Source organism: Rhodococcus sp. BP22, assembly GCF_014281965.1.
In the GTDB taxonomy this organism is placed as follows: domain Bacteria; phylum Actinomycetota; class Actinomycetes; order Mycobacteriales; family Mycobacteriaceae; genus Rhodococcoides.
The window spans coordinates 159,981-178,052 of record NZ_JACFTB010000008.1; the positions used below are offsets into that span (position 1 = coordinate 159,981).

21 protein-coding genes and 1 riboswitch are annotated in these 18,072 nt (G+C 64.2%); of the genes, 1 reads left to right on the top strand and 20 read right to left on the bottom strand.

Annotated elements, in window-relative coordinates:
• Nucleotides 1–71: 71 nt before the first annotated feature.
• From H2510_RS17995 to H2510_RS20935, 4 genes are all read right to left on the bottom strand, one after another.
• Nucleotides 72–1,307, bottom strand: coding sequence for an MFS transporter (locus H2510_RS17995; protein ID WP_186629658.1), 1,236 nt, complete (start codon nucleotides 1,305–1,307; stop codon nucleotides 72–74).
• Entirely contained in the window at nucleotides 1,304–1,966 is a 663-nt protein-coding gene (locus H2510_RS18000; protein ID WP_315901416.1) for a GntR family transcriptional regulator, read from the bottom strand. Before H2510_RS18000 ends, H2510_RS17995 begins: the two co-directional genes overlap by 4 nt.
• Nucleotides 1,967–2,172: 206 nt before the next feature.
• Nucleotides 2,173–2,622 carry a DUF2752 domain-containing protein gene (locus tag H2510_RS18005; RefSeq protein WP_186629659.1) on the bottom strand — a complete coding sequence of 150 codons (450 nt, stop codon included), beginning with the start codon at nucleotides 2,620–2,622 and terminating at the stop codon, nucleotides 2,173–2,175.
• Nucleotides 2,623–2,640: 18 nt separating this feature from the next.
• Nucleotides 2,641–2,994 carry a plastocyanin/azurin family copper-binding protein gene (locus H2510_RS20935; RefSeq protein ID WP_186629660.1) on the bottom strand — a complete coding sequence of 118 codons (354 nt, stop codon included), beginning with the start codon at nucleotides 2,992–2,994 and terminating at the stop codon, nucleotides 2,641–2,643.
• An 84-nt stretch (nucleotides 2,995–3,078) separates the two neighbouring features.
• On the opposite strand from H2510_RS20935, the gene H2510_RS18015 reads away from it, so the two are divergent.
• On the top strand, nucleotides 3,079–3,513 hold the full coding sequence (locus tag H2510_RS18015; protein ID WP_186629661.1) for a hypothetical protein: 435 nt from the start codon (nucleotides 3,079–3,081) through the stop codon (nucleotides 3,511–3,513).
• A gap of 10 nt (nucleotides 3,514–3,523) precedes the next feature.
• Here H2510_RS18015 and H2510_RS18020 read toward each other — a convergent pair whose 3' ends face one another.
• From H2510_RS18020 to H2510_RS18095, 16 genes are all read right to left on the bottom strand, one after another.
• A complete protein-coding gene (locus H2510_RS18020) occupies nucleotides 3,524–4,699 on the bottom strand; it encodes a Dyp-type peroxidase (protein ID WP_315901417.1) in 1,176 nt (391 codons plus the stop codon).
• Nucleotides 4,692–5,171 carry a copper chaperone PCu(A)C gene (locus H2510_RS18025; RefSeq protein WP_186629662.1) on the bottom strand — a complete coding sequence of 160 codons (480 nt, stop codon included), beginning with the start codon at nucleotides 5,169–5,171 and terminating at the stop codon, nucleotides 4,692–4,694. Before H2510_RS18025 ends, H2510_RS18020 begins: the two co-directional genes overlap by 8 nt.
• Before the next feature lie 213 nt (nucleotides 5,172–5,384).
• Nucleotides 5,385–5,912 carry a hypothetical protein gene (locus H2510_RS18030; RefSeq protein ID WP_186629663.1) on the bottom strand — a complete coding sequence of 176 codons (528 nt, stop codon included), beginning with the start codon at nucleotides 5,910–5,912 and terminating at the stop codon, nucleotides 5,385–5,387.
• Nucleotides 5,913–5,943: 31 nt separating this feature from the next.
• The gene (locus tag H2510_RS18035; protein WP_186629664.1) at nucleotides 5,944–6,636 is read right to left on the bottom strand and encodes a (2Fe-2S)-binding protein; all 693 of its coding nucleotides are present in this window, start codon (nucleotides 6,634–6,636) and stop codon (nucleotides 5,944–5,946) included.
• Nucleotides 6,633–7,400 carry an ABC transporter ATP-binding protein gene (locus tag H2510_RS18040; protein ID WP_186629665.1) on the bottom strand — a complete coding sequence of 256 codons (768 nt, stop codon included), beginning with the start codon at nucleotides 7,398–7,400 and terminating at the stop codon, nucleotides 6,633–6,635. The genes H2510_RS18035 and H2510_RS18040 overlap by 4 nt, the downstream gene beginning before the upstream one ends.
• Nucleotides 7,397–8,485: an iron ABC transporter permease gene (locus H2510_RS18045; RefSeq protein ID WP_186629666.1), complete on the bottom strand. Its 1,089-nt coding sequence runs from the start codon at nucleotides 8,483–8,485 to the stop codon at nucleotides 7,397–7,399. The genes H2510_RS18040 and H2510_RS18045 overlap by 4 nt, the downstream gene beginning before the upstream one ends.
• Nucleotides 8,485–9,480 (bottom strand): ABC transporter substrate-binding protein, encoded by a 996-nt coding sequence (locus H2510_RS18050; RefSeq protein WP_186629667.1) that lies wholly within the window; start codon nucleotides 9,478–9,480, stop codon nucleotides 8,485–8,487. Before H2510_RS18050 ends, H2510_RS18045 begins: the two co-directional genes overlap by 1 nt.
• A 100-nt stretch (nucleotides 9,481–9,580) precedes the next feature.
• Nucleotides 9,581–9,730, bottom strand: a riboswitch (cobalamin riboswitch).
• A gap of 41 nt (nucleotides 9,731–9,771) precedes the next feature.
• Complete coding sequence (locus tag H2510_RS18055) at nucleotides 9,772–11,073, bottom strand: GAF domain-containing protein (protein WP_186629668.1); 1,302 nt, start codon at nucleotides 11,071–11,073, stop codon at nucleotides 9,772–9,774.
• Nucleotides 11,074–11,118: 45 nt separating this feature from the next.
• Nucleotides 11,119–11,970 (bottom strand): IclR family transcriptional regulator, encoded by an 852-nt coding sequence (locus H2510_RS18060; RefSeq protein ID WP_186629669.1) that lies wholly within the window; start codon nucleotides 11,968–11,970, stop codon nucleotides 11,119–11,121.
• A gap of 279 nt (nucleotides 11,971–12,249) precedes the next feature.
• Nucleotides 12,250–13,866, bottom strand: coding sequence for an NAD(P)/FAD-dependent oxidoreductase (locus tag H2510_RS18065; RefSeq protein ID WP_186629670.1), 1,617 nt, complete (start codon nucleotides 13,864–13,866; stop codon nucleotides 12,250–12,252).
• Nucleotides 13,867–13,926: 60 nt separating this feature from the next.
• A complete protein-coding gene (locus tag H2510_RS18070) occupies nucleotides 13,927–14,643 on the bottom strand; it encodes an SDR family NAD(P)-dependent oxidoreductase (RefSeq protein WP_186629671.1) in 717 nt (238 codons plus the stop codon).
• Nucleotides 14,640–15,440: a mycofactocin-coupled SDR family oxidoreductase gene (locus H2510_RS18075; RefSeq protein ID WP_186629672.1), complete on the bottom strand. Its 801-nt coding sequence runs from the start codon at nucleotides 15,438–15,440 to the stop codon at nucleotides 14,640–14,642. Before H2510_RS18075 ends, H2510_RS18070 begins: the two co-directional genes overlap by 4 nt.
• Before the next feature lie 15 nt (nucleotides 15,441–15,455).
• On the bottom strand, nucleotides 15,456–15,878 hold the full coding sequence (locus H2510_RS18080; protein WP_186629673.1) for a Zn-ribbon domain-containing OB-fold protein: 423 nt from the start codon (nucleotides 15,876–15,878) through the stop codon (nucleotides 15,456–15,458).
• Between the two features lie 2 nt (nucleotides 15,879–15,880).
• Nucleotides 15,881–17,083: a thiolase family protein gene (locus tag H2510_RS18085; RefSeq protein WP_088941920.1), complete on the bottom strand. Its 1,203-nt coding sequence runs from the start codon at nucleotides 17,081–17,083 to the stop codon at nucleotides 15,881–15,883.
• Nucleotides 17,083–17,523 carry a MaoC/PaaZ C-terminal domain-containing protein gene (locus tag H2510_RS18090; RefSeq protein WP_088941967.1) on the bottom strand — a complete coding sequence of 147 codons (441 nt, stop codon included), beginning with the start codon at nucleotides 17,521–17,523 and terminating at the stop codon, nucleotides 17,083–17,085. Before H2510_RS18090 ends, H2510_RS18085 begins: the two co-directional genes overlap by 1 nt.
• Before the next feature lie 29 nt (nucleotides 17,524–17,552).
• Nucleotides 17,553–18,059, bottom strand: coding sequence for a MaoC family dehydratase N-terminal domain-containing protein (locus H2510_RS18095; RefSeq protein WP_186629674.1), 507 nt, complete (start codon nucleotides 18,057–18,059; stop codon nucleotides 17,553–17,555).
• Between the last annotated feature and the right edge of the window lie 13 nt (nucleotides 18,060–18,072).

Below are 18,072 nucleotides of genomic sequence, written 5' to 3' on the forward strand. Positions count from 1 at the left end.
GAATCCGTACCCCCTGCAGGGGGTACGGATTCCGAATGGGGGAGTAAATTGCCGGACCCCGCTCACGAAACTCAGGGAAGGTGCGCCGTCGAACGAGCGCGAATGAACACCCAGCAAAGCGCGGCGACAACCGAACCGAAGACGAAGATGGCCGGATAGGTCACGACCCCTGGCCACTGCTCGGTGAGCGCAGACAGAATCGCCGGAATCGCGAACCCCAGGTACGTGAGTGAATAAAACACAGCGGTCAGTCCGGCGAGATCATCAGGGCCGGCAATACGTTGCACCTCTTGCAATCCGGAGACCAACGCCATGCCATAACCGCAACCGAGCACTGCCGCTGCGATGAGAGCGGCGGCGATCGTCAATACCGACGCCGCCCACGCTGCGAGCAACATCCCGACTACCAGAATGGCGAGCGCAACGAGTGCTCCTCTGGCGTGGGTCGGAGTGTCGATCTTGCGGCCGACCGCCTGGATGGCGAAGCCGGAGCCGAGCGCGATCACCGACATCAGTGCCGATAGTGCGATGGGGTAACCCCCACTACTGTCGGCCATCAACGACGGCAGCACCGCGTACGCGACACTCGCGGCACCGAACACCCACGGCGCCAACGGAACGACGACCAGCAGAAATCTGCGATGCGACGCTGCAGGGATCAACAGATCTTTGCGAAGCGGTTCACGATCGGCAGCCGGCACGGCAGCACGCGTCTCCGGCACCGAAGCCATACCGATTCCCGCGAGGACGCAGATACTCACATGAACGAGGTACGCGAGGTGCGTCGGCCAAGGCGCCCACTGGGCCAGAATGCCCGCGACGCCTGCACCGAGCGCGAAACCTGCGGTCAAACTCATCGCTGCGCGACGTGCTCCCGCGCCGGCTGCGGCCGAAGGGTCCAGGGCGGTAAGCTCTTTCACCCAACTGCCTCCGACGGCCATCCCGATACCGAGGGCGACTCCGCTGAGAACCCGGCCGCTGAACAACACGCCTGCACTGTCTGCGCCGAGCGAGATGAGAATCGATCCGGCAGCGGCCACGGCCGTCGCGGGCAACATCACCGGCCGTCGACCCAGCCGGTCGGACAGCGGCCCGCAGATGAGCAGCGCGGGCACTATCCCGATGACATACGCGAACAGAAACAAATCGACCGTGACGGCGGAGAAGCCGTGCTCGAGCCGGTACATCACCAGAAGTGGGGTGAATTCGTTTCCGCCCCACGCGACGGCGAACATACCTGCCGCGACGAGTAGCCAACGAGCAGTACCGACCTTGGTGACGTTCGACCCGGTGGAGAGTGCGGTCATTTCCGACCACCCTCGGTCAATCCATGCACCCGGTTCATATGTTGCTCGACCGCATCAGCGAAACCGTCGACATCGCCTGCTTCGATCAAGTCGGTGAGCTCGGCGTGATCGTCGACGATCCGCGAGATCTGTCCGGGATCGCGGATGAGCGAATGCGCCGTCATCCGTCGCTGACGCTCGCGAAGACCGGTGTAGAACTCGTCGAGAAGTGGGTTGCCGCCTGCACGCACTATCAGCCGGTGAAAGTCTGCGTCGGCAGCGCTGAATTCGGCTGCGGTGCCCGTCTCGACAAGGCCACGTTGGCGCTCGAGGTTGCTGCGGAGATCAGCAAGAAGTTCGGTTCGGGCCCGTTCGTCACGGACGACAGAGCGAACGCTGGCCGTCTCGACGATCCAACGTGCCGAGACGATATGTTCGGCCTCGCCGGGCGCGATCGGCACGACGAGTGCCCCTCGCTTGGGATAGAGGCGCATCCATCCTTCGACCTGAAGTCGGAGGAACGCCTCGCGAACCGGAGTCCGGCTCACGTCCATGCGTCCGGCGATGTCACCTTCGCTGACCAGCTCTCCGCCGGGAAGTTCACCGGTGACGATGAGCTCCTTGACGGTCAGGTAAGCCTGCTCCGATGCCGATGCGGGGTTCGATGCGGGGATAGACACAACATAAATACTAGATGCCGAAGCTTCTCCGCCCAATTCGAGGCTTCGTCCCCACACCCCTACATGAAATCGCTATTCGTCCTCACCCTTCTTGAACACGCGCCGAGCAGTCGGAATGAGCACCACCAGTGCCCCTATGAGAACCACAACCGAAAACACTTCGAGCCACATGCGCTTACTCCTTCGGGAAGACCAAGAGCGGACAACTATGACGCCGGCGCGAGCCAACTGCCGGCCGGGATGTTGCGCAGAATCGTGAACACCACCACGACGGCGACACTCGCGACGAACAACCACGTCGGCGGACGTCTGATGCCGAAGGCCCTACCGCGCGCACGGGCGCGCAGCCACACGCCCCACACCACGACACCCACAGCGACGAGTACGACGGCCAGCGCGTTCGTCGTCAGGGCGGACTGCAGGTCACCGTGCACCAGGTCACCGAGGGCCCGCGTCGTGCCACACCCTGGACACCACAACCCGGTGACGGCATGGATCGGGCACGGGAGATACGTCGAGGTCCGCGGGTCCCGGACGTACAACAATGCCCCGGCCGCGACGGCGAGAGCTCCGACAGCGAGCGGCGCTCTGGTCCCCCTACGCAGGTCGAGTGAGATCACCTGTTCCACGATATCGGTGATGCGAGCCGAGGTCATCCGACCGACTACTACAACTCAGCCCTGAACGACAACGGTTCCCATCATGTCCGGATGCGGGGTGCAGTGATACGTGTACGTTCCCGGCTCGGTGAACGTGTGGGTGAACGTATTCGAGGTCATCAGCGGGCTACGGAAGGACTTGTCATCGGCGACGACGTCGTGCGTCATGCCGCCGTCGTCGAACAACCAGGTCACCGTATCGCCGACGCCGACGGTGATGCTCGAAGGCGAGTAGGTGCGGTCTTTCACCGTCACCTGGTTCGCCACCGGCGCCGGAGCTTGTTCGGGTTCCGGCGACGAACAGCCGATCAGAGACGCGAAGACGAATGCCGACGCGACACACCCTGAGAGGACCCTCGAAGTTTTCACTACACCGAGGCTACCGTCAGGCGGGTGGTCCTGAGCTCGGGTAACATCATCGCGGAAGTTCACCCCCTGCGAGAGGCACCACCGATGACCGAGCGACGCGGCCGCAGCAGCGCAGCTGCCCTGTTCTCCCTCCTGTTCGTCCTCGTCGCCTCGCTGATGGGATCGGCTACCGCGCAAGCCGCACCGGCACGCTTCGTACCTGCAGGCGAGATCAGCCCAACCGTCGGCTTCGATCCTGCCGGGGTTCTCGAATGGCGGCTCGATCAGGTGTTCATCAACCAACCGATCTTCGTACGGGTCGATCCCGCACTCCCAGGATTGACCGACTTCTCCCTCAACAACTGGTGTAACTGCGCCATCAACTGGTTCAACAACACCACCCAGGTCGGGGGCGTCGCGTTCCCCGGACCGTTGGACACCGGGCCCATCCGCACCGGATCGGGTGACGTCTCGGCGTGGACCGACATCCCGGGCGGCTGGACGATCATCCGCGGCAACGGTCACTGGTGGGTTCCTTAGATTCTCGGAGCTAGCGGAACACCTGCTCGCCCAGATAGCCGCCCTCCTCGACCCCCGGCGGAATCGCGAAGACCGCAGACCCGATAGGGGTCGTCCACTCGTTGAGCGCGTCATGGGCGTCCAGACGTTGCTGCACCGGCAGAAATTGACTGTCGATATCGCGTTGGAAAGCCGCAAAGATCAGGCCCGAGTTGCTGGTCTTGTCATCCGACGGTGGGTCGTCGTAGTTGTAGGCGCGACGGAAGAAGCGCTCACCGCCATGTGTGTGGTGCGCACGGGCGATGTGCGAAGCCGGTGAGATCACCGGTATTCCGAAGCGGTCGGTAGCGTCGAAGTCCGCGACGTCACGTTCGGACTCCCCGGTCAGCGGCGCCCCGGTGTCGAGTCGCCGACCCATTACGAACTCCCTTCCCCCGCGATCCAACTCGTCCCACGTATCGAGTTCGACGGCAATTCGGCGCAACACCAGTGAAGTTCCGCCGGTGCTGTCCCACACCAAAGCATCGAAATCCGTTGCTGGATCCGGATTCTCCGTACCGTCGATCTGCCCCATCAGATTCCGCATCGTGGTGCCAGAGGGCTGCGCTCCGTGTGCTGCTCGAAAACCACGTTGAACCCAGCGGATCGACGCCATCGAGCGCACATTCTTGGCCAACACGCGGACTGCGTGCGCGAGGGAAACAGGGTCGTCGGCGCACAGTTGTAGCAGTAGATCACCTCCGCTCCAACGTGATTCGAGTCGGTCGATTCCGAACTCGGGCAATGGGGCCAACCACCCCGGCTTGGTTGTGCCGGCGGCGTCGTATGCGCCGGGGCCGAATCCGACAGTGACGGTCAGCCTCGCTGGGTCCAGTGCCAGTTCCGGCTCGGTATCGGCCAACGCCGGCAATCCTTGCGTCAATCGCGCAGCATCGGCTGTCCACATCTTCATGATGCCGACGACATCGGACCGCGTCGTGCCCGCTCGCAAGTCGAAGGCCACGAATATTCCGTGGGCTTGCGCTGGGGTGGCGATCCCGGACTGGTGCTCACCGTAGTAGGGAACTGTCAGGCCTCCGAAGTCGGATTCAGCGGGCTCCCTGGCGATTCCGTAGGTCAATCCGGCAGCGCCGAGTGCGGCGACACCTCCACCGAGGAGGTGTCGCCGACTGATTCTCGTGCGATGCGGAGGTGTCCGCTCAGCCACCGTAGTTTTCCTGCGCGCCCGCGAACTCGCGGACCTGCGCCTTGAACGTCGAAGTCGACCCGTCCTCGAAGGTCAGAGTGAACTCTGTGTCACTACCTGGGGTCAGCGGCGAGGTCACCCCCATCAGCATGAGGTGGTCTCCGCCTGCCTGGAGCACCTTGGTGTCACCAGCTGCTACAGCGAAGCCACCATCCTTGGGTTGCATGACCATGGAACCATCTGCGCTGGAGACGACCTCGTGCAATTCCACCATCGGAGACGAAGGCGACTGCGCGGATACGACGCGTACCTGCCCCTCCCCGGTGTTCTGAATTTCGGCGAATGCCGAGGTCATGCCTTCGTCGGTGGCCTTGACCCACGCTTCCCTGACGGTGACGGAATCCGCCTCGGGCGTCGGTGCGTCGTTCGAGGAACAGCCGACGAGCAGCGTTCCGGAGGCGAGCGCTACGAGCAGTGCTTTTCCGAGTTTCATGATGTCTCCATAGTGTTCGTTCGATGCCGAAATCCGAGTACGGCATCGATGACGAGAAAGGCAGAATGGCCGAGTAGTGGCACGAACCACCCGAGGACGACGCTGCCGACCGTGCGATCGCATGGTCGTGTGGTCGTGCTCGATACGACCGAATGTGGATGTGCCGAAGCAAGACTCCGCCCTCAGTGGCGTGCCGCTTCGAAAAAGGGAAGGTCAGGCGGGGCAGGGAGGCCCGCGCGTACCGACCCCGGAAGACACCAACAGCCGGAGAACGACGTCGGGACGGTACTCGGGTGCTCCGGGGCAAGGGAACTGCTGCACCGGAATCGACAGGTTCAGCACCGGGAGAATGCGACGGAGGATGGACAGTGCGTGCCCATGTCCCAGAACGGCCGCTCGAATCAGTAACGCACACAACACCGTTGCGAATGCGTGAGCACCCGCCATCGTGGGTGTCAGGAAAGACCCGTGATCATGTTCGGCGGCGATCGTCAAAATCGTGTGGCCGAGCAGTTGGCCGACGATCAGGGTCGCCGGCGTCGAAGCCCATCCCCCACGCTCGCCGAGAGCTGCGACCGCTCCACCCACCGCGGCACTGATTGCGAGGAGAAGAATCAGAGCCGCCTCGCTCGGCATCATGGCTCCCCCACCGACACCGTGCGCGGCGACACTCAGCGCACCGGATGCGGCGCCGACGAACACACCACGTACGCGCGCGCGACCGTCCGACCGGGGAGTCATGAGGACACCATACCGCCGACTACTACAACCCCTAGTAGTCGGCGGCGATCTCGAGTCCACGCCGACGATCCTCGGGCGTTCGCCGAGGGCAGCTGGTGCACTTGTCGGCTCCTGCGGTCTCGTACAGAAGACAGCACGAGCAGCGCCGGGTGAACCGGCAGCCCCCTACGTCGACGAATCTCGGTGACGGCAGCGTTTCCTGCATATTCGCGATCAACGACATCGCGAAGCGACTGCCGACGGTCCTGTCGCCAAGTGCGGCCCCCACGTCGAGGCTTCGGTTCGCGATGGAGTCCGTCGCGATTGCCCACAATGCCTGTCGGCGGGCTCCCGAGGCCTCGGCGAGTACGTCGATGATGCCCGCGAACGTTGTGTCCAGTGCGGGTGCCAGTTGCTCGGTCGAGATGGTCCGCTCGGTTCTCACCCCACCCAGGTAGCCGTTCGGACGCAGGAAGCAGTGTGCGGTATCGAGGCTTGGATCTGCGGCCTCACCGGTCACCATCGCGGTGGCGACAGCAACGAAGGCGAGCGTCGAGCTCGCTGAATACCACCACAGGGTGCCATTGACTCGGTCGTCGACGCAGTTCCACCGCACCCCGGTGTCGACGACGCGTGCCCGTATCCAGTCGGCGTCGAGCATCACCGACGCGGGAAGATCGAACGGGCCTTCGAGGTACTCACCGAGCCCTGGTATCCGCGCCGCGGCACGCGCATAGACGCTCATGCCAGACCGTGTACTTCGAAGACGGGCCTCGGATGGGTACGCACCGTGGCGCGAATGCCGAACACCTCCGCGAGCAACGTGTCGGTCAGAACTTCGGCGGTCGGGCCCGAAGCAACGACGGATCCACCGTCGAGAACCGCCAGCGAGGAGCAGTACTCGACGGCCAGACGCAGATCGTGCACAGTGATGACGATAGCGAGCCCGTCGGCAGCAAGATCGGCAATGGCGCTCATGACGATCAGTTGGTGGCGCAGATCGAGATGGTTGGTCGGCTCGTCGAGCAGCAGAATTCGCGGCTGTTGAGCCAGCGCGCGCGCAATGGAGACGCGTTGCCGCTCACCACCGGACAATGCGCCGACATCACGGTCGGCCAGAGCGAACAATTCCATTCGATGCAGGCAGGATGTCACTACCTCGTCATCGGATGCGGTCGGGGGAGAAAACCATCCGCGGTGCGGCACCCTCCCGAGCGCGACCGATTCTCGGACCGTCAACCCCACGGATGCCTCGGGTTCTTGTGCTGCGACGCCGACGGTCCGAGCGAGTTCAGAACGCTTCATCGACCGTGCGTCGACATGGTCGACGAGAACGGACCCGGACGCCGGCGTCAGCGCCCGGTAGCAGCAGCGGAGCGCCGTGGTCTTACCTGAACCGTTGGGTCCGACGAGTCCCAGAATTTGCCCGGGCCGGACACTGAAATCGATGCCGTGCAGCACTTCTCGCGATCCGAGCCGGGCAGTGACCTCGTGTATCGACAGAGTCATCGCTCGGCCCTTCCGTATTGACGAGAGAGCATGAATACGAAGATCGGAGCACCGACCAGCGCGGTGACCACTCCGACCGGCACCTCCGTGCTGCTGGCAACCGATCGCGCGAGCGTATCTGCCCCCACCAACGCGATCGCCCCGAGCAAAGCCGCCACGGGAAGCAACCTGACGGCCCGGGTACCGACGATGTATCCCGCGAGATGAGGTACGAGCAAACCCACGAAACCGATTCCGCCACCGACGGATACGGCGGCACCGGCCAGCACCGAGACAGCCAGGAGCTGCAGAACACGGAATCGCTGAACATTCAATCCCAGAGCGGCGGCGCCGTCGTCACCCGTCTTGAGCAGGTCCATACGCGGCGCACTGAGCAACACCACTGTGCCGACCACCAGGAGCGCGAGGGTGGGGAATGTCAATGTCGACCAGCGTGCGTCGCCGAATCCTCCTGCAAGCCAATGCAACACACCGCTCAGACTGCGCTCGTCGGCGAAAACGAGAAGAGTGAAGGTGATCAACGCCGAGAACACGGCGCCCAATGCGACGCCGACGAGGATGATCGCCGTCGACTGCGGGTACCTGCCACCGATCAACAGTGCCAGGAACAACGGGATCATCGCCCCGACGAAGGCCGCCGCTGGAATGGTGAAGACCCCGAGCGCACCCGCTCCGATACCGAGCGCCATCACCACCACGACGCCGAAGCCCGCTCCCGAGGAAACTCCCAGCAGGTACGGGTCAGCCAGCGGGTTACGCGTGACAGCCTGGGCGACACCGCCCGCGATCGCAAGCGAGGCACCGACGACCGCGGCCGTAACCGAACGCGGAAGACGGGAGTCGAGGACGATCACTGCGCGCGCCTCGGTCCACCAGGATTCGAACGCTCCCGGCATCACCTTGTGCATCACGATCGCCCAGACGTCGCCGACGGGAATCCGTACCGATCCGAACGATGCTGCCGCTGCGATCGCAGCCAGAAGACCGATGGTCAGCAGTACAAGAACCACTCCGAGCCCGAGGCGTGAACGCCGGGTCGACGTGGGTTCGGCAGGCGCAGTTCGTGTTTCGACGGCGGTGGCCATCAGTCCTGGAACCGGTCCGGGTGCAGTGCGCGTGCGAGGGTGTCCACGCTCGTCACCAGTCGTGGGCTCTCGAAGAAGTCGTCGAGCGGTACGACGATGAAGTTGTCGCGTCGGACGGCAGGCGTCGTCGCCATGATCGGTTGACTTTTCAGGAAGGCGATCTTGTCCTGCGCGGAGGTATCGCCGTAGTCGAGGACGACGATCGCCTGTGGTGCGCGTTCGCCGATGATCTCCCACGTCGTGTCCAGGTAGGGACGCTCCCCTTCGGGGAAGATGTTTCCCGCCCCGGCGTAATTTCCGATGAGTTGACCGACGCCGACGCCCCCGATGGTCGTGGGAACATCTTCACCGGAGTCGTAGAAGAATGTCGGGGTCGGAGCTACATCGGTCAATTTCTCGCCCACTGCATTCAGGCCCGCCACGACACCTTCGGTGATGTCCTTCGCGGCATCCTCGGCTCCCAGAATCTCGCCGAGTTGGGTGTAGTCGTTTTCGAGCATCCCGATATCGGGGAATCCAGATCCGCAATATTCGGAGAACAGGAACGTCGCGATGCCGACGTCGGTGAACGATTCACGGGAGCGGCCCTCCTTGTCGTTGAATGCACTTCGCATGCCGCCCACGACGAGGTCCGGGTCGAGATCGAGGATCTGTTCTTTGGTCGGGTATTCATCGGCGAGGCCGGCGATTCGTTCGAACGCATCTGCCGTCTCCGCCGTCGGGGTGGCGTTCTGATAGCCCATCCCGACGATCCGATCCGCGACACCCATCTCGATCAGCACCTCGGTGACGTGGTCGTTCATGGAAATGATGCGCTGCGGAGGGGCATCGAACTGCTGGGTGAGGTCGCAGTTGGAGATGGAGACCGGCTCGTCGAACGCGGCCCCGGTCGAGGTGGCGTCTACCGAGTCGCCACGCGAACAGCCCGCGAAGAGCAGCGCTGTTGCGGAACCTACCGCGACAATTCGGACGATGAAGGGAGTAGATGGTGACATATGAACCTCACTTGGAGCTCAGAGCCACGAAATTGAGAGTCGACGCGCAGCAGAAAATCAACCACGCGCAGGACTGCCGATTCGTAGACCACGACGAATAGGTGTCGCACACACAGCCGCTGGGTAATCGGACTCGCCATCTCCACGAGAAGAGACAGCCCACCGTTGCGGGTCAGCGCCGGATTTCGACCGGCTTCCCCCTGCGACTGGCTTGCTAAGTGCTTCGCCCAGCAGTATGCACGAGAGGTTTCGGCAGCGGTCGAGTGCGCCTACCGAGGCCCACACATGCCGTCAGCTGATACGTCGTGCCCGAACCGCGGGTGCCGAAGAATGCGGCAGCAGTCTGCTGATGTCCTCCGGCAGCAAAATTTCGACGGTCGCCGACGCGTCGAACCGGTAGGGCTGCGTCATGACCACACCGGACAGCTGCTTTCGTAGGCGAGACATTTCGGCTCGCACGGTGATCGCCCTTCCGCCGTCTCCGAAGAGATCCGCCGCCATCTGTGCCGCAGTCCGCCCCTCCCGGTGGACGGCCAGGAGGTAGAGAATCTCTGCGTGGCGCGGCGTCGGCTCGTGTGTCCACTCCCCGACCTCGCTACGGATCTGTACCCGAGTGTGCTGCGGATGACGTAGGTCGATGCAGATCGTAGTGGCACCGGCCGTCTCGGAGACCGATGCGCTCTCCGCCACCCCGGTCGGCCGGACGAGCCATCCCCCGGGCAACGGCTCGACGTCACACACACCGAGCGTCGGCATCCAGAACCGTCCTGTGGCCAGATCCTCGGGCAGAAGAACTCGAGTGCGCAACGCTACCGACGAGGTGGCCGCTACCCACCCGTTGGCGTCGACGGCCAATGCCGGGGCATGCAACCGAGCGAGCATGGGGGCAGCAACCGAACGCAGCCGATCCAGGTTCTGCCGGTGATGTTCACGCAGTTGGGATTCGGTAAGACGCGCTATGGCATCGACCAGCGCAAGGGTCGTCGGGTGCACGGTGTTTGCGGGCCCGCTGACGTCGAGTGCGCCGAGAACATGCCCGGTGCGCGGGTCCTTGATGGGCGCGCCTGCGCAGGTCCACGGATGGTGGCTGCGCACGTAGTGTTCCGCGGAGAAGATTTGCACGGCCCGACGCGAGACCAACGCAGTACCGATGGCATTGGTACCCACCGCATCCTCGGCCCAGCTGGCACCCTCGACGAATCCGAGTCCGTCGGCGCGATCGAGCACCGACGTCGAGCCACTGCGCCACAGCACCCGGCCGTGTCGGTCCGCCACGACGAGGATGTTGTTGCCGTCCTGAACGACCGATTCCAGACCTCTGGCCAGATCGTCGAGGACGTCGAACAGACCCGAATCCCGACGGCTCCGCTCGAGATCGGAGACGTTGACGAGTGAGGGTGAGATGGATTTTTGCTCGGGATCGATACCGAGGGTCTGCAACCGACGCCACGAGTCGCCGATCACCTCGCGTGGCCGGGCGGGACCTTTACCGCCTGCCATCGTCGCGTCGTAGACGGCCGTCAGTATCTGCGCGTAACGGCGCGGGTCTTCGCCTGCCGCCAGCGCAGGCTCGGGGCCTGTCGACTGAGTCATTGCCGACAATTGTGCGCCAGCTCACATAACTGCGAAGAGGTGGGGTCAGTTCGCCTGCATCGACAGAGTTTTGCGGGCACGCCGAGGGGCTCCCAGCTCGGGGAAGAGAGTGCGCGTGACCTCACGGGCGGCATCCATCACCAAGGGCGCAACTCGCTCGAGTTGCGCAGTCCGCATCTCCCCACACAGCGCGATACCGCCGGCCGGGCCTTCGTAACCACGAATCGCCGACCCAACGCATGCGATCCCGCGGACCGACTCGCCGAGACCGAACGCCAACCCCTTGCGCTGACGAATTCGGTTCAACTCCAGATGCAGAACCGCCCGCTCGGTGATGGTGCTGTCGGTGAAGCGGGGAAGGGCCTGGCCGAACAGGGTGTCGACATGCTCAGGATCGAGCCACGCCAGCATCGCCTTTCCGCCTGCCGTCGAGTGTGCCGAGACTCGGCCACCGACGCGGGACGGCAGTGCGGCCGCGAACCGTCCGCCGACCTTGTCGAGACAGACGCTTTCGGACCCGTCGAGAACGGACAGGTGGACGACCATCCCGGTCTGCATGTGCAGTTCGTGCAGGATCGGTGCTGCCGCCTCGCGAATCTGGCTACGCCCGCCGTCGCCGCCACCGAGTCCGAGGGCACGCGCACCGAGGCCATAGCCGACCGAAGAGTGGTCCACCCAGTCGAGCCGGACGAGCTGATCGAGAATGCGGTGAACAGTGGACCGCGGAAGCTGAGTGCAGAACGAGATCTCTTCGAGGGACAGCCGGGCTGCTCGACCGTCGAACGCGTCCAGGATCAGGGTCATGCGTTCGACCATCGACGGTGGCAGGTCCGTCTTGGACTGCGCACCGGTAGCCCGGCCGGCGAACCTCGCGTCGTTCATGTCAACGATGGTCATGGCACTCCCCCAGATCAGTTTCGAGTCGAATCACAGCTCCACGCATCCTGGTCGTAACGTTCGGGCGAGCACGGAGCGCAGCAAGAAGTTTCGCGTTGGAGATTTCACCGGCGTACGAAAGGAGAGGTCCGGGGGCAATACCTGCAGTGAGCAGACGGAGCCGACTCGAGAGCGTGAATCACTGAGTGATACTTGGTATCTCATTACACACCAAAGAGTAAAAGAGATTCAGATCACCGTCAAGCGGGCCCACATCCCCAGTGCGGGCCCGCCGTGACGTCACTCCTGACTTGCAGCGAGCGCGGTGAGCTCGAACCCCTTGTACCCCGCCGCGGCAGCCTCCGCGATCTTCTTGCCGTAGTTGCCGAAGCCACCCGCATACATCATGAACATGCGCGGCTTGCCCTCGATGTTTGCACCCATGTACCAGGAGTTGGCCTGTGGGAACAAAGTTTTCGAGGCAACGGTGGCACACTCGGCCATCCAGTCCGCGGCGGCTTGCTCGCTGGCCTCGATGACCGCGTAACCATTGCTGTCGAGATACGTGATCACGTCGGCGATCCAGTTCACGTGCTGCTCGGAGCCCAAAACCATGTTTGCCAGCACACCGGGGCTGCCGGGTCCGGTGACCACGAACAGGTTCGGGAAGCCGGGCGCAGCGATGCCATGCAATGTCTGCGGGCCTGCCGCCCACTTCTCACGGAGCAGAACCCCGTCGCGTCCACGAATGTCGATGCGATCCAGTGAACCCGTGATCGCATCGAAGCCCGTGGCGAACACGATCATGTCCAGGTCGTAGTGCGCGTCGCCGGTCGCGATGCCTGTCTCGTCGATCGCGGTGATCGGGGCCTCACGAAGGTTCACCAGGGTGACGTTGTCGCGGTTGTAGGTCGCGAAGTAGCCCGAGTCGGTAACGATCCGCTTGGACCCGATCGGGTGGTCCGTCGGGATCAGCACGTCGGCCAAAGCCTGATCTTCGATGACGGAGCGAATCTTGCGCTCGGCGAAGTCGCGAGCCAGATCGTTGGCCTCGATGTCGCTCATCTGGTCCGCGAAAGTCTTGGCGAACAACACCCCGCCGAGCTCCCAGTACTGCTCGAACTCTGCTTCCCGCTCGTCCGCCGGAACCTCGAGCGCACTCTTCGGGTTCGAGACGAAGGGAGAGCCGCCACCGCTGGCCCAACTCTTGCGTCGACGCTCGGCGTAGGTCGCCTTCTGCTCACGGCGAGTCTCCTCGTCCAGCGGGCGGTTGCTCGCGGGCACGGAGAAGTTCGGGGTGCGCTGGAAGACGTGCAGCGTGGCTGCCTCCTCGGCGATCAGCGGGATGGACTGGATGCCCGAGGATCCGGTCCCGATGACACCGACCCGCTTACCGGCGAAATCGACACCGGTGCGCGGCCAGTCACCGGTGTGCAGGATCTCGCCGCCGAAGCTGTCGCGGCCCGGGATGTTCGGCAGGTTCGTCGTGGACAACGCGCCGGTGGCCAGCACACAGAATCGCGCCGTCACCTTATCGCCCTTGTCGGTGACGATGTTCCACCGTGCGGCCTGCTCGTCGAACGTCGCGGACACCACTCGGGTGTCGAACTCGAAACCGCTACGCAGGTCGAATCGGTCCGCGACGTGTTCGAGGTATGCCAGGATCTCGGGCTGCGTGGCGTAGCGCTCGGACCAGTCCCACTCCTGCTGCAGGTCATCGTCGAAGGAATACGAGTAGTCGACGCTTTCCACGTCGCAGCGAGCACCCGGGTAGCGGTTGAAGTACCACGTGCCACCGACGCCCGAAGCTGCTTCGAAGCCCTGGACGTCGAGTCCCTGCCCGCGGAACTTGTGCATCGCGTACAGGCCGGCGAGGCCTGCTCCGACAACCACCACGTCCACATTGGTTCGCGTCATGATCGATTCCTTCTTTCTGGAGAGTGTGTTGGTTTGACTAGCACGCAGATCACCGGGCTATCACGCGTAGGACATGTCGAGAGGCATCGTGATCCCGGTGATGGAACGGGCCTCGTCGGAGGCCAGGAACAGGCTCACGTCGGCGATGTCCTGGCTCGCCCTTCCGTCCGTGCTCATGGAAGGGTTCACGATATTGATTCGAATCTTGTGCGGCTCCAGCTCCTTCGCCAGCGATCGCATCAGCCCGACCAGCCCGTGCTCGGCAGCGGCGACGTGGCCCATGCTGTTCAGACCTCGCACGCCTGCCGTGGAGCTGACCAGGACGAGCGAGCCACCGCGCCCACCCTCGATCAGGTGTGGAATAGCGGCCTTGCAGGTCTTCCACATTCCTGTGAGGTTCACATCCAGCATCGTCTGCCAGACCTCTGCCGAGAGCTCCATGGTTTTACCGGTGGAACTGATTCCGGCTCCTGCGCAGACGATGTCGAGCCGACCAAGTGTGCTGACGCCCTTGGCTACCGCCGCATCCAGCGCGCTCTGCTCGCGGACATCGGCCTCGATGGCGACGATCCGTCGCCCGAGCAGTTCGACCTGTCGGACAGTCTCCGCCAGGTCCGCGCTGCTCGCGGCGGGGGTCGTCGAGTGCGCTACCGCGGTGCAGCAGTCCACCACGATCAGGTCGGCACCCTCCTGAGCGAATCGCACCGCCTGCGCTCGTCCGACCCCCCGGGCTCCGCCGGTGATCAATGCGGTCTTGCCCGCCAATCGCCCACTCATGACATCGCTTTCTGTGTAAGTCCGGCGTCGACCACCAGTTGTGTGCCGGTGATGTACCGCGCCTCGTCCGAGGCCAGGAACACCACCGCGTTGCTCACATCCACCGACTCCACCCAGGGCACCGGCAACAGGTGCCGCGCGGCGAGGACATCGACGACGTCCTCGGCTTTCGGATCCTCGAGGTCCGGGCGCAGCCGGGCGAACGTGGCCGGGTTGAGTGTCATCGCCGTGTCCACCGCGCCTGGGTGGACGGTATTGACGCGAATCGACTGCGGGCCGAGCTCGTTGGCCAGTGTCCGGGCCAGTCCGACCACCGCATGTTTGGCTGCACTGTAATGCGAGGCTCCGGGAGCCGCGCTGATGCCGGCCGTCGAGCTGATGATGATCACCGAACCGCCGGCGACCTCCAGCGCAGCCACGCCCGCCAGCACGGTGTGCCAGACCCCGGTGAGGTTGACGGCCATCGACCGCTCCCACAGGGCCTCGTCGATCGTCCACGACGGGCCGACGTTCTCGGTCACTCCGGCATTGGCGACCACCGTGTCCAACCTGCCGAGCTCGGCCACGCCGAGTGCGACTGCATCCTTCGTCGCGGCCAGGTTTCGCACGTCGGCAATACCGGTGACGATTCGACGACCCTCGGCCCGAACGAGCGCCGCTGTCTCGGCAAGGCCTGCCTCGACGAGATCGAGCGCGATGATGTCCGCGCCCTCCTGGGCCAACCTCACCGCATGGGTGCGGCCCATTCCTCCGCCTGCGCCGGTGATCAGCGCGACCTTGCCTGCCATCCGTGACATCTGTGATTCCTCTCGTCAGTCTTGGGTGGCAACCGGACGATAACGCAGGAGCGTGATGTCGCGGTCGGGATAGTCGCAGAACACCGGCTCGACGCGCATGCCGATTTCCAGCTCTGCCGGGTCGACCTCGACCATCTCCGTGCTCAGCCGCGGGCCCACGTCCCACTGGACGACGGCCAGGATCTGTGGGAGCGAGTCCGCCCATGGCGGCGCGGTGGGGCGATCGGCCACGGTGTAGGTGTACAGCGTGCCCAGCCCGGTGATTTCCCGCCATTCGAGATCGTCGGCCAGGGTCCGCGGTGCCAGCACCCGCGGGTAGAACACGTACTCGTCCGAGGACGGGGAGTACTGGATCTCGATCCGGTGCTCACGGAGGCTGTCCCAGAACGGCTTGGTGACCGGGGTGGGCTCGGGAAACGGCTTTTCTGCGGTGCTCATACTCATTCTCCTTGCAGGATCAAAGCGACCTGCTCGCTCATGATTCCGCCGTTGCCGGTGACGAACGCCGTGTTGCAGTCCTCGACCTGCGCCTCGCCTGCTCGTCCCATCAGTTGCCGTACGCCGTCGACTACGTGGTGCATGCCGCCTGCCATGCCTGCCTGCCCGAAGGAGAGCTGGCCACCTGCGGTGTTCAGCGGGAAGTCGCCACGGAAGGTCAGGTCACGCTGTTTGACCCACTCCATGCCGGTGCCCTTCTCACAGAACCCTGCATCTTCCAGGCTCATCAGCACGGTGATCGTGTAGCAGTCGTATATTGACGCCACGTCGATGTCGGAGCGCTCGACACCCGCCATCGCGAAGGCTCTGTCCGCGGCCGCCTTGATGGGCGTGCGGACCATGTCCTCGGCGTAGGTGGGAGTCTTGAACGAGATCCGCTCGCCGAAGCCCTTGACCCATACGGGTCGGTTCTTCGACTTGCGCGCCACGTCGGCGTTACCGACGATCACACCCGCGCCGCCCTGCACCCGCATTACGACCTCGAGCATCCGGATGGGGTCCGCGATCATCGGGCTGGCGAGCACGTCGTCGAGAGTGATCGGCTTACCGTGGAACACCGCACCGGGGGTGGCGCACGCGTTCGTCCGCTGGTCGACGGCGATCTTCGCGGTCGCCTCCGGGTCGTAGCCGAACTCGGCGGCGTAGCGCCGGGCGATCTGCGCGTACGGCGCATTCTGGCCGAGGTTGCCGTAGGGGATCTCGAACTCTGCCTGGGGCGAACCGAAGTTGTTGCTCGACGCGCCGAAGTAACCGGGATCCTTGGCCGGGCGTTGCTGCGAGCGCGGCAACATGTACGAGCCCGGGACCACCACGAGCACGGATTCACACAGGCCCAGCTCCACGGCCGCCGCCGCACGCCACACCATACCGGCTGCAGTGGCGCCGCCGAGGTCCACCCGCTCGCCGAAGTTCAACGGCAATCCCATGTACTCCGACAGCGTGGCCGGGACGAACATGTCCGACTCCGCCAGGCCGTGCGCGACGATGCCGTCGACCTGTGAGGCATCGATGCCGGCGTCGTCGATCGCCATCTTCGACAGCGTCGCCCACTGCTCGATGGTGAACTGCTCCGGCCGAGTCTGCTTGCGCTGGGAGGGCAGCTCGCAGAAGCCGAGGATGGCCGCTTCGCCGCGTAGTCCGCTCATCACGCAGCCTCGGTCCGGCGTGGCAGGGTGACGGTGGCAGTGCCCGGCATCAGCAGCTCGCCGTCGCGCTCACCACGAATCTCCAAGTCCACCAACGCGCGTCCGTCTTCCTCGCGCTTGGCCGTCACAGTTCCCACGAAGTCCAGCTCCTGGCCGGCGAAGGCGACGGCGCGGTTCTGGGCCGAGTACGTGACCAAGGTGCCGGCGCCGCCGATCCAATCGGTGACGGCACGAGCCAGCAGTGCGGCCTGTAGTGGCCCCTGTACCAGTGGCCCCGAGTAACCCTCGACATCGACTGCCCAGGACTTGTCGTAATGGATCCGGTGCGCGTTGTACGTCGCAGCACTGAACAAGAACATCTGGATCTCGTCGACGCTCGTGCGCAGGGTGGTGATCTGGTCCCCTACCGTGACGTCTTCGAAGTGCAGCTGGTCCGCCATCGCGTTCTCCCTCAACTCTTTTCCTTCTCTCATGGCCGGGCGATCATCGACGTCGTAGCTTCGGCAACCAGTTCACGACGCTGATTGGTGTACGCGGTCTTCCACGTCACTAGCACGAAACGCCCTGAGCGGCCTTGCTTCTCCACGATCGACTCGACTGTGCGCACCGAGGTGATCACGTCGCCGTCGTAGGAGGGGCGCAGGAACGTGGTGCTCTCGCCGCCTGCCATCCGCTTGGGGCACTTGGGGAACGTCAGGTTCCCGGATGCGGCACCGGAGGAACCGTCGACGCGCAGGGTGTCGATCGGGGTGACGCCGAGGATCGCGTACTGCACGTAGAGCGGAGGACAGATGACGTTGGCGTAACCGTGTTCGCGTGCGTAGTCCCCGTCGAAGTACAGCGGGTTGTCCTCGCGTACGGACACGGCCCACCGCTGCCAATCACGCTGAACGACAGCACCTGTCGCGGTCGCTACGACCGTTCCGATCCGGGCTGCGACCTCGTCCGGGATCAACGACTCTGCTGTTTCTGGCATCGGTTGCCCGCCT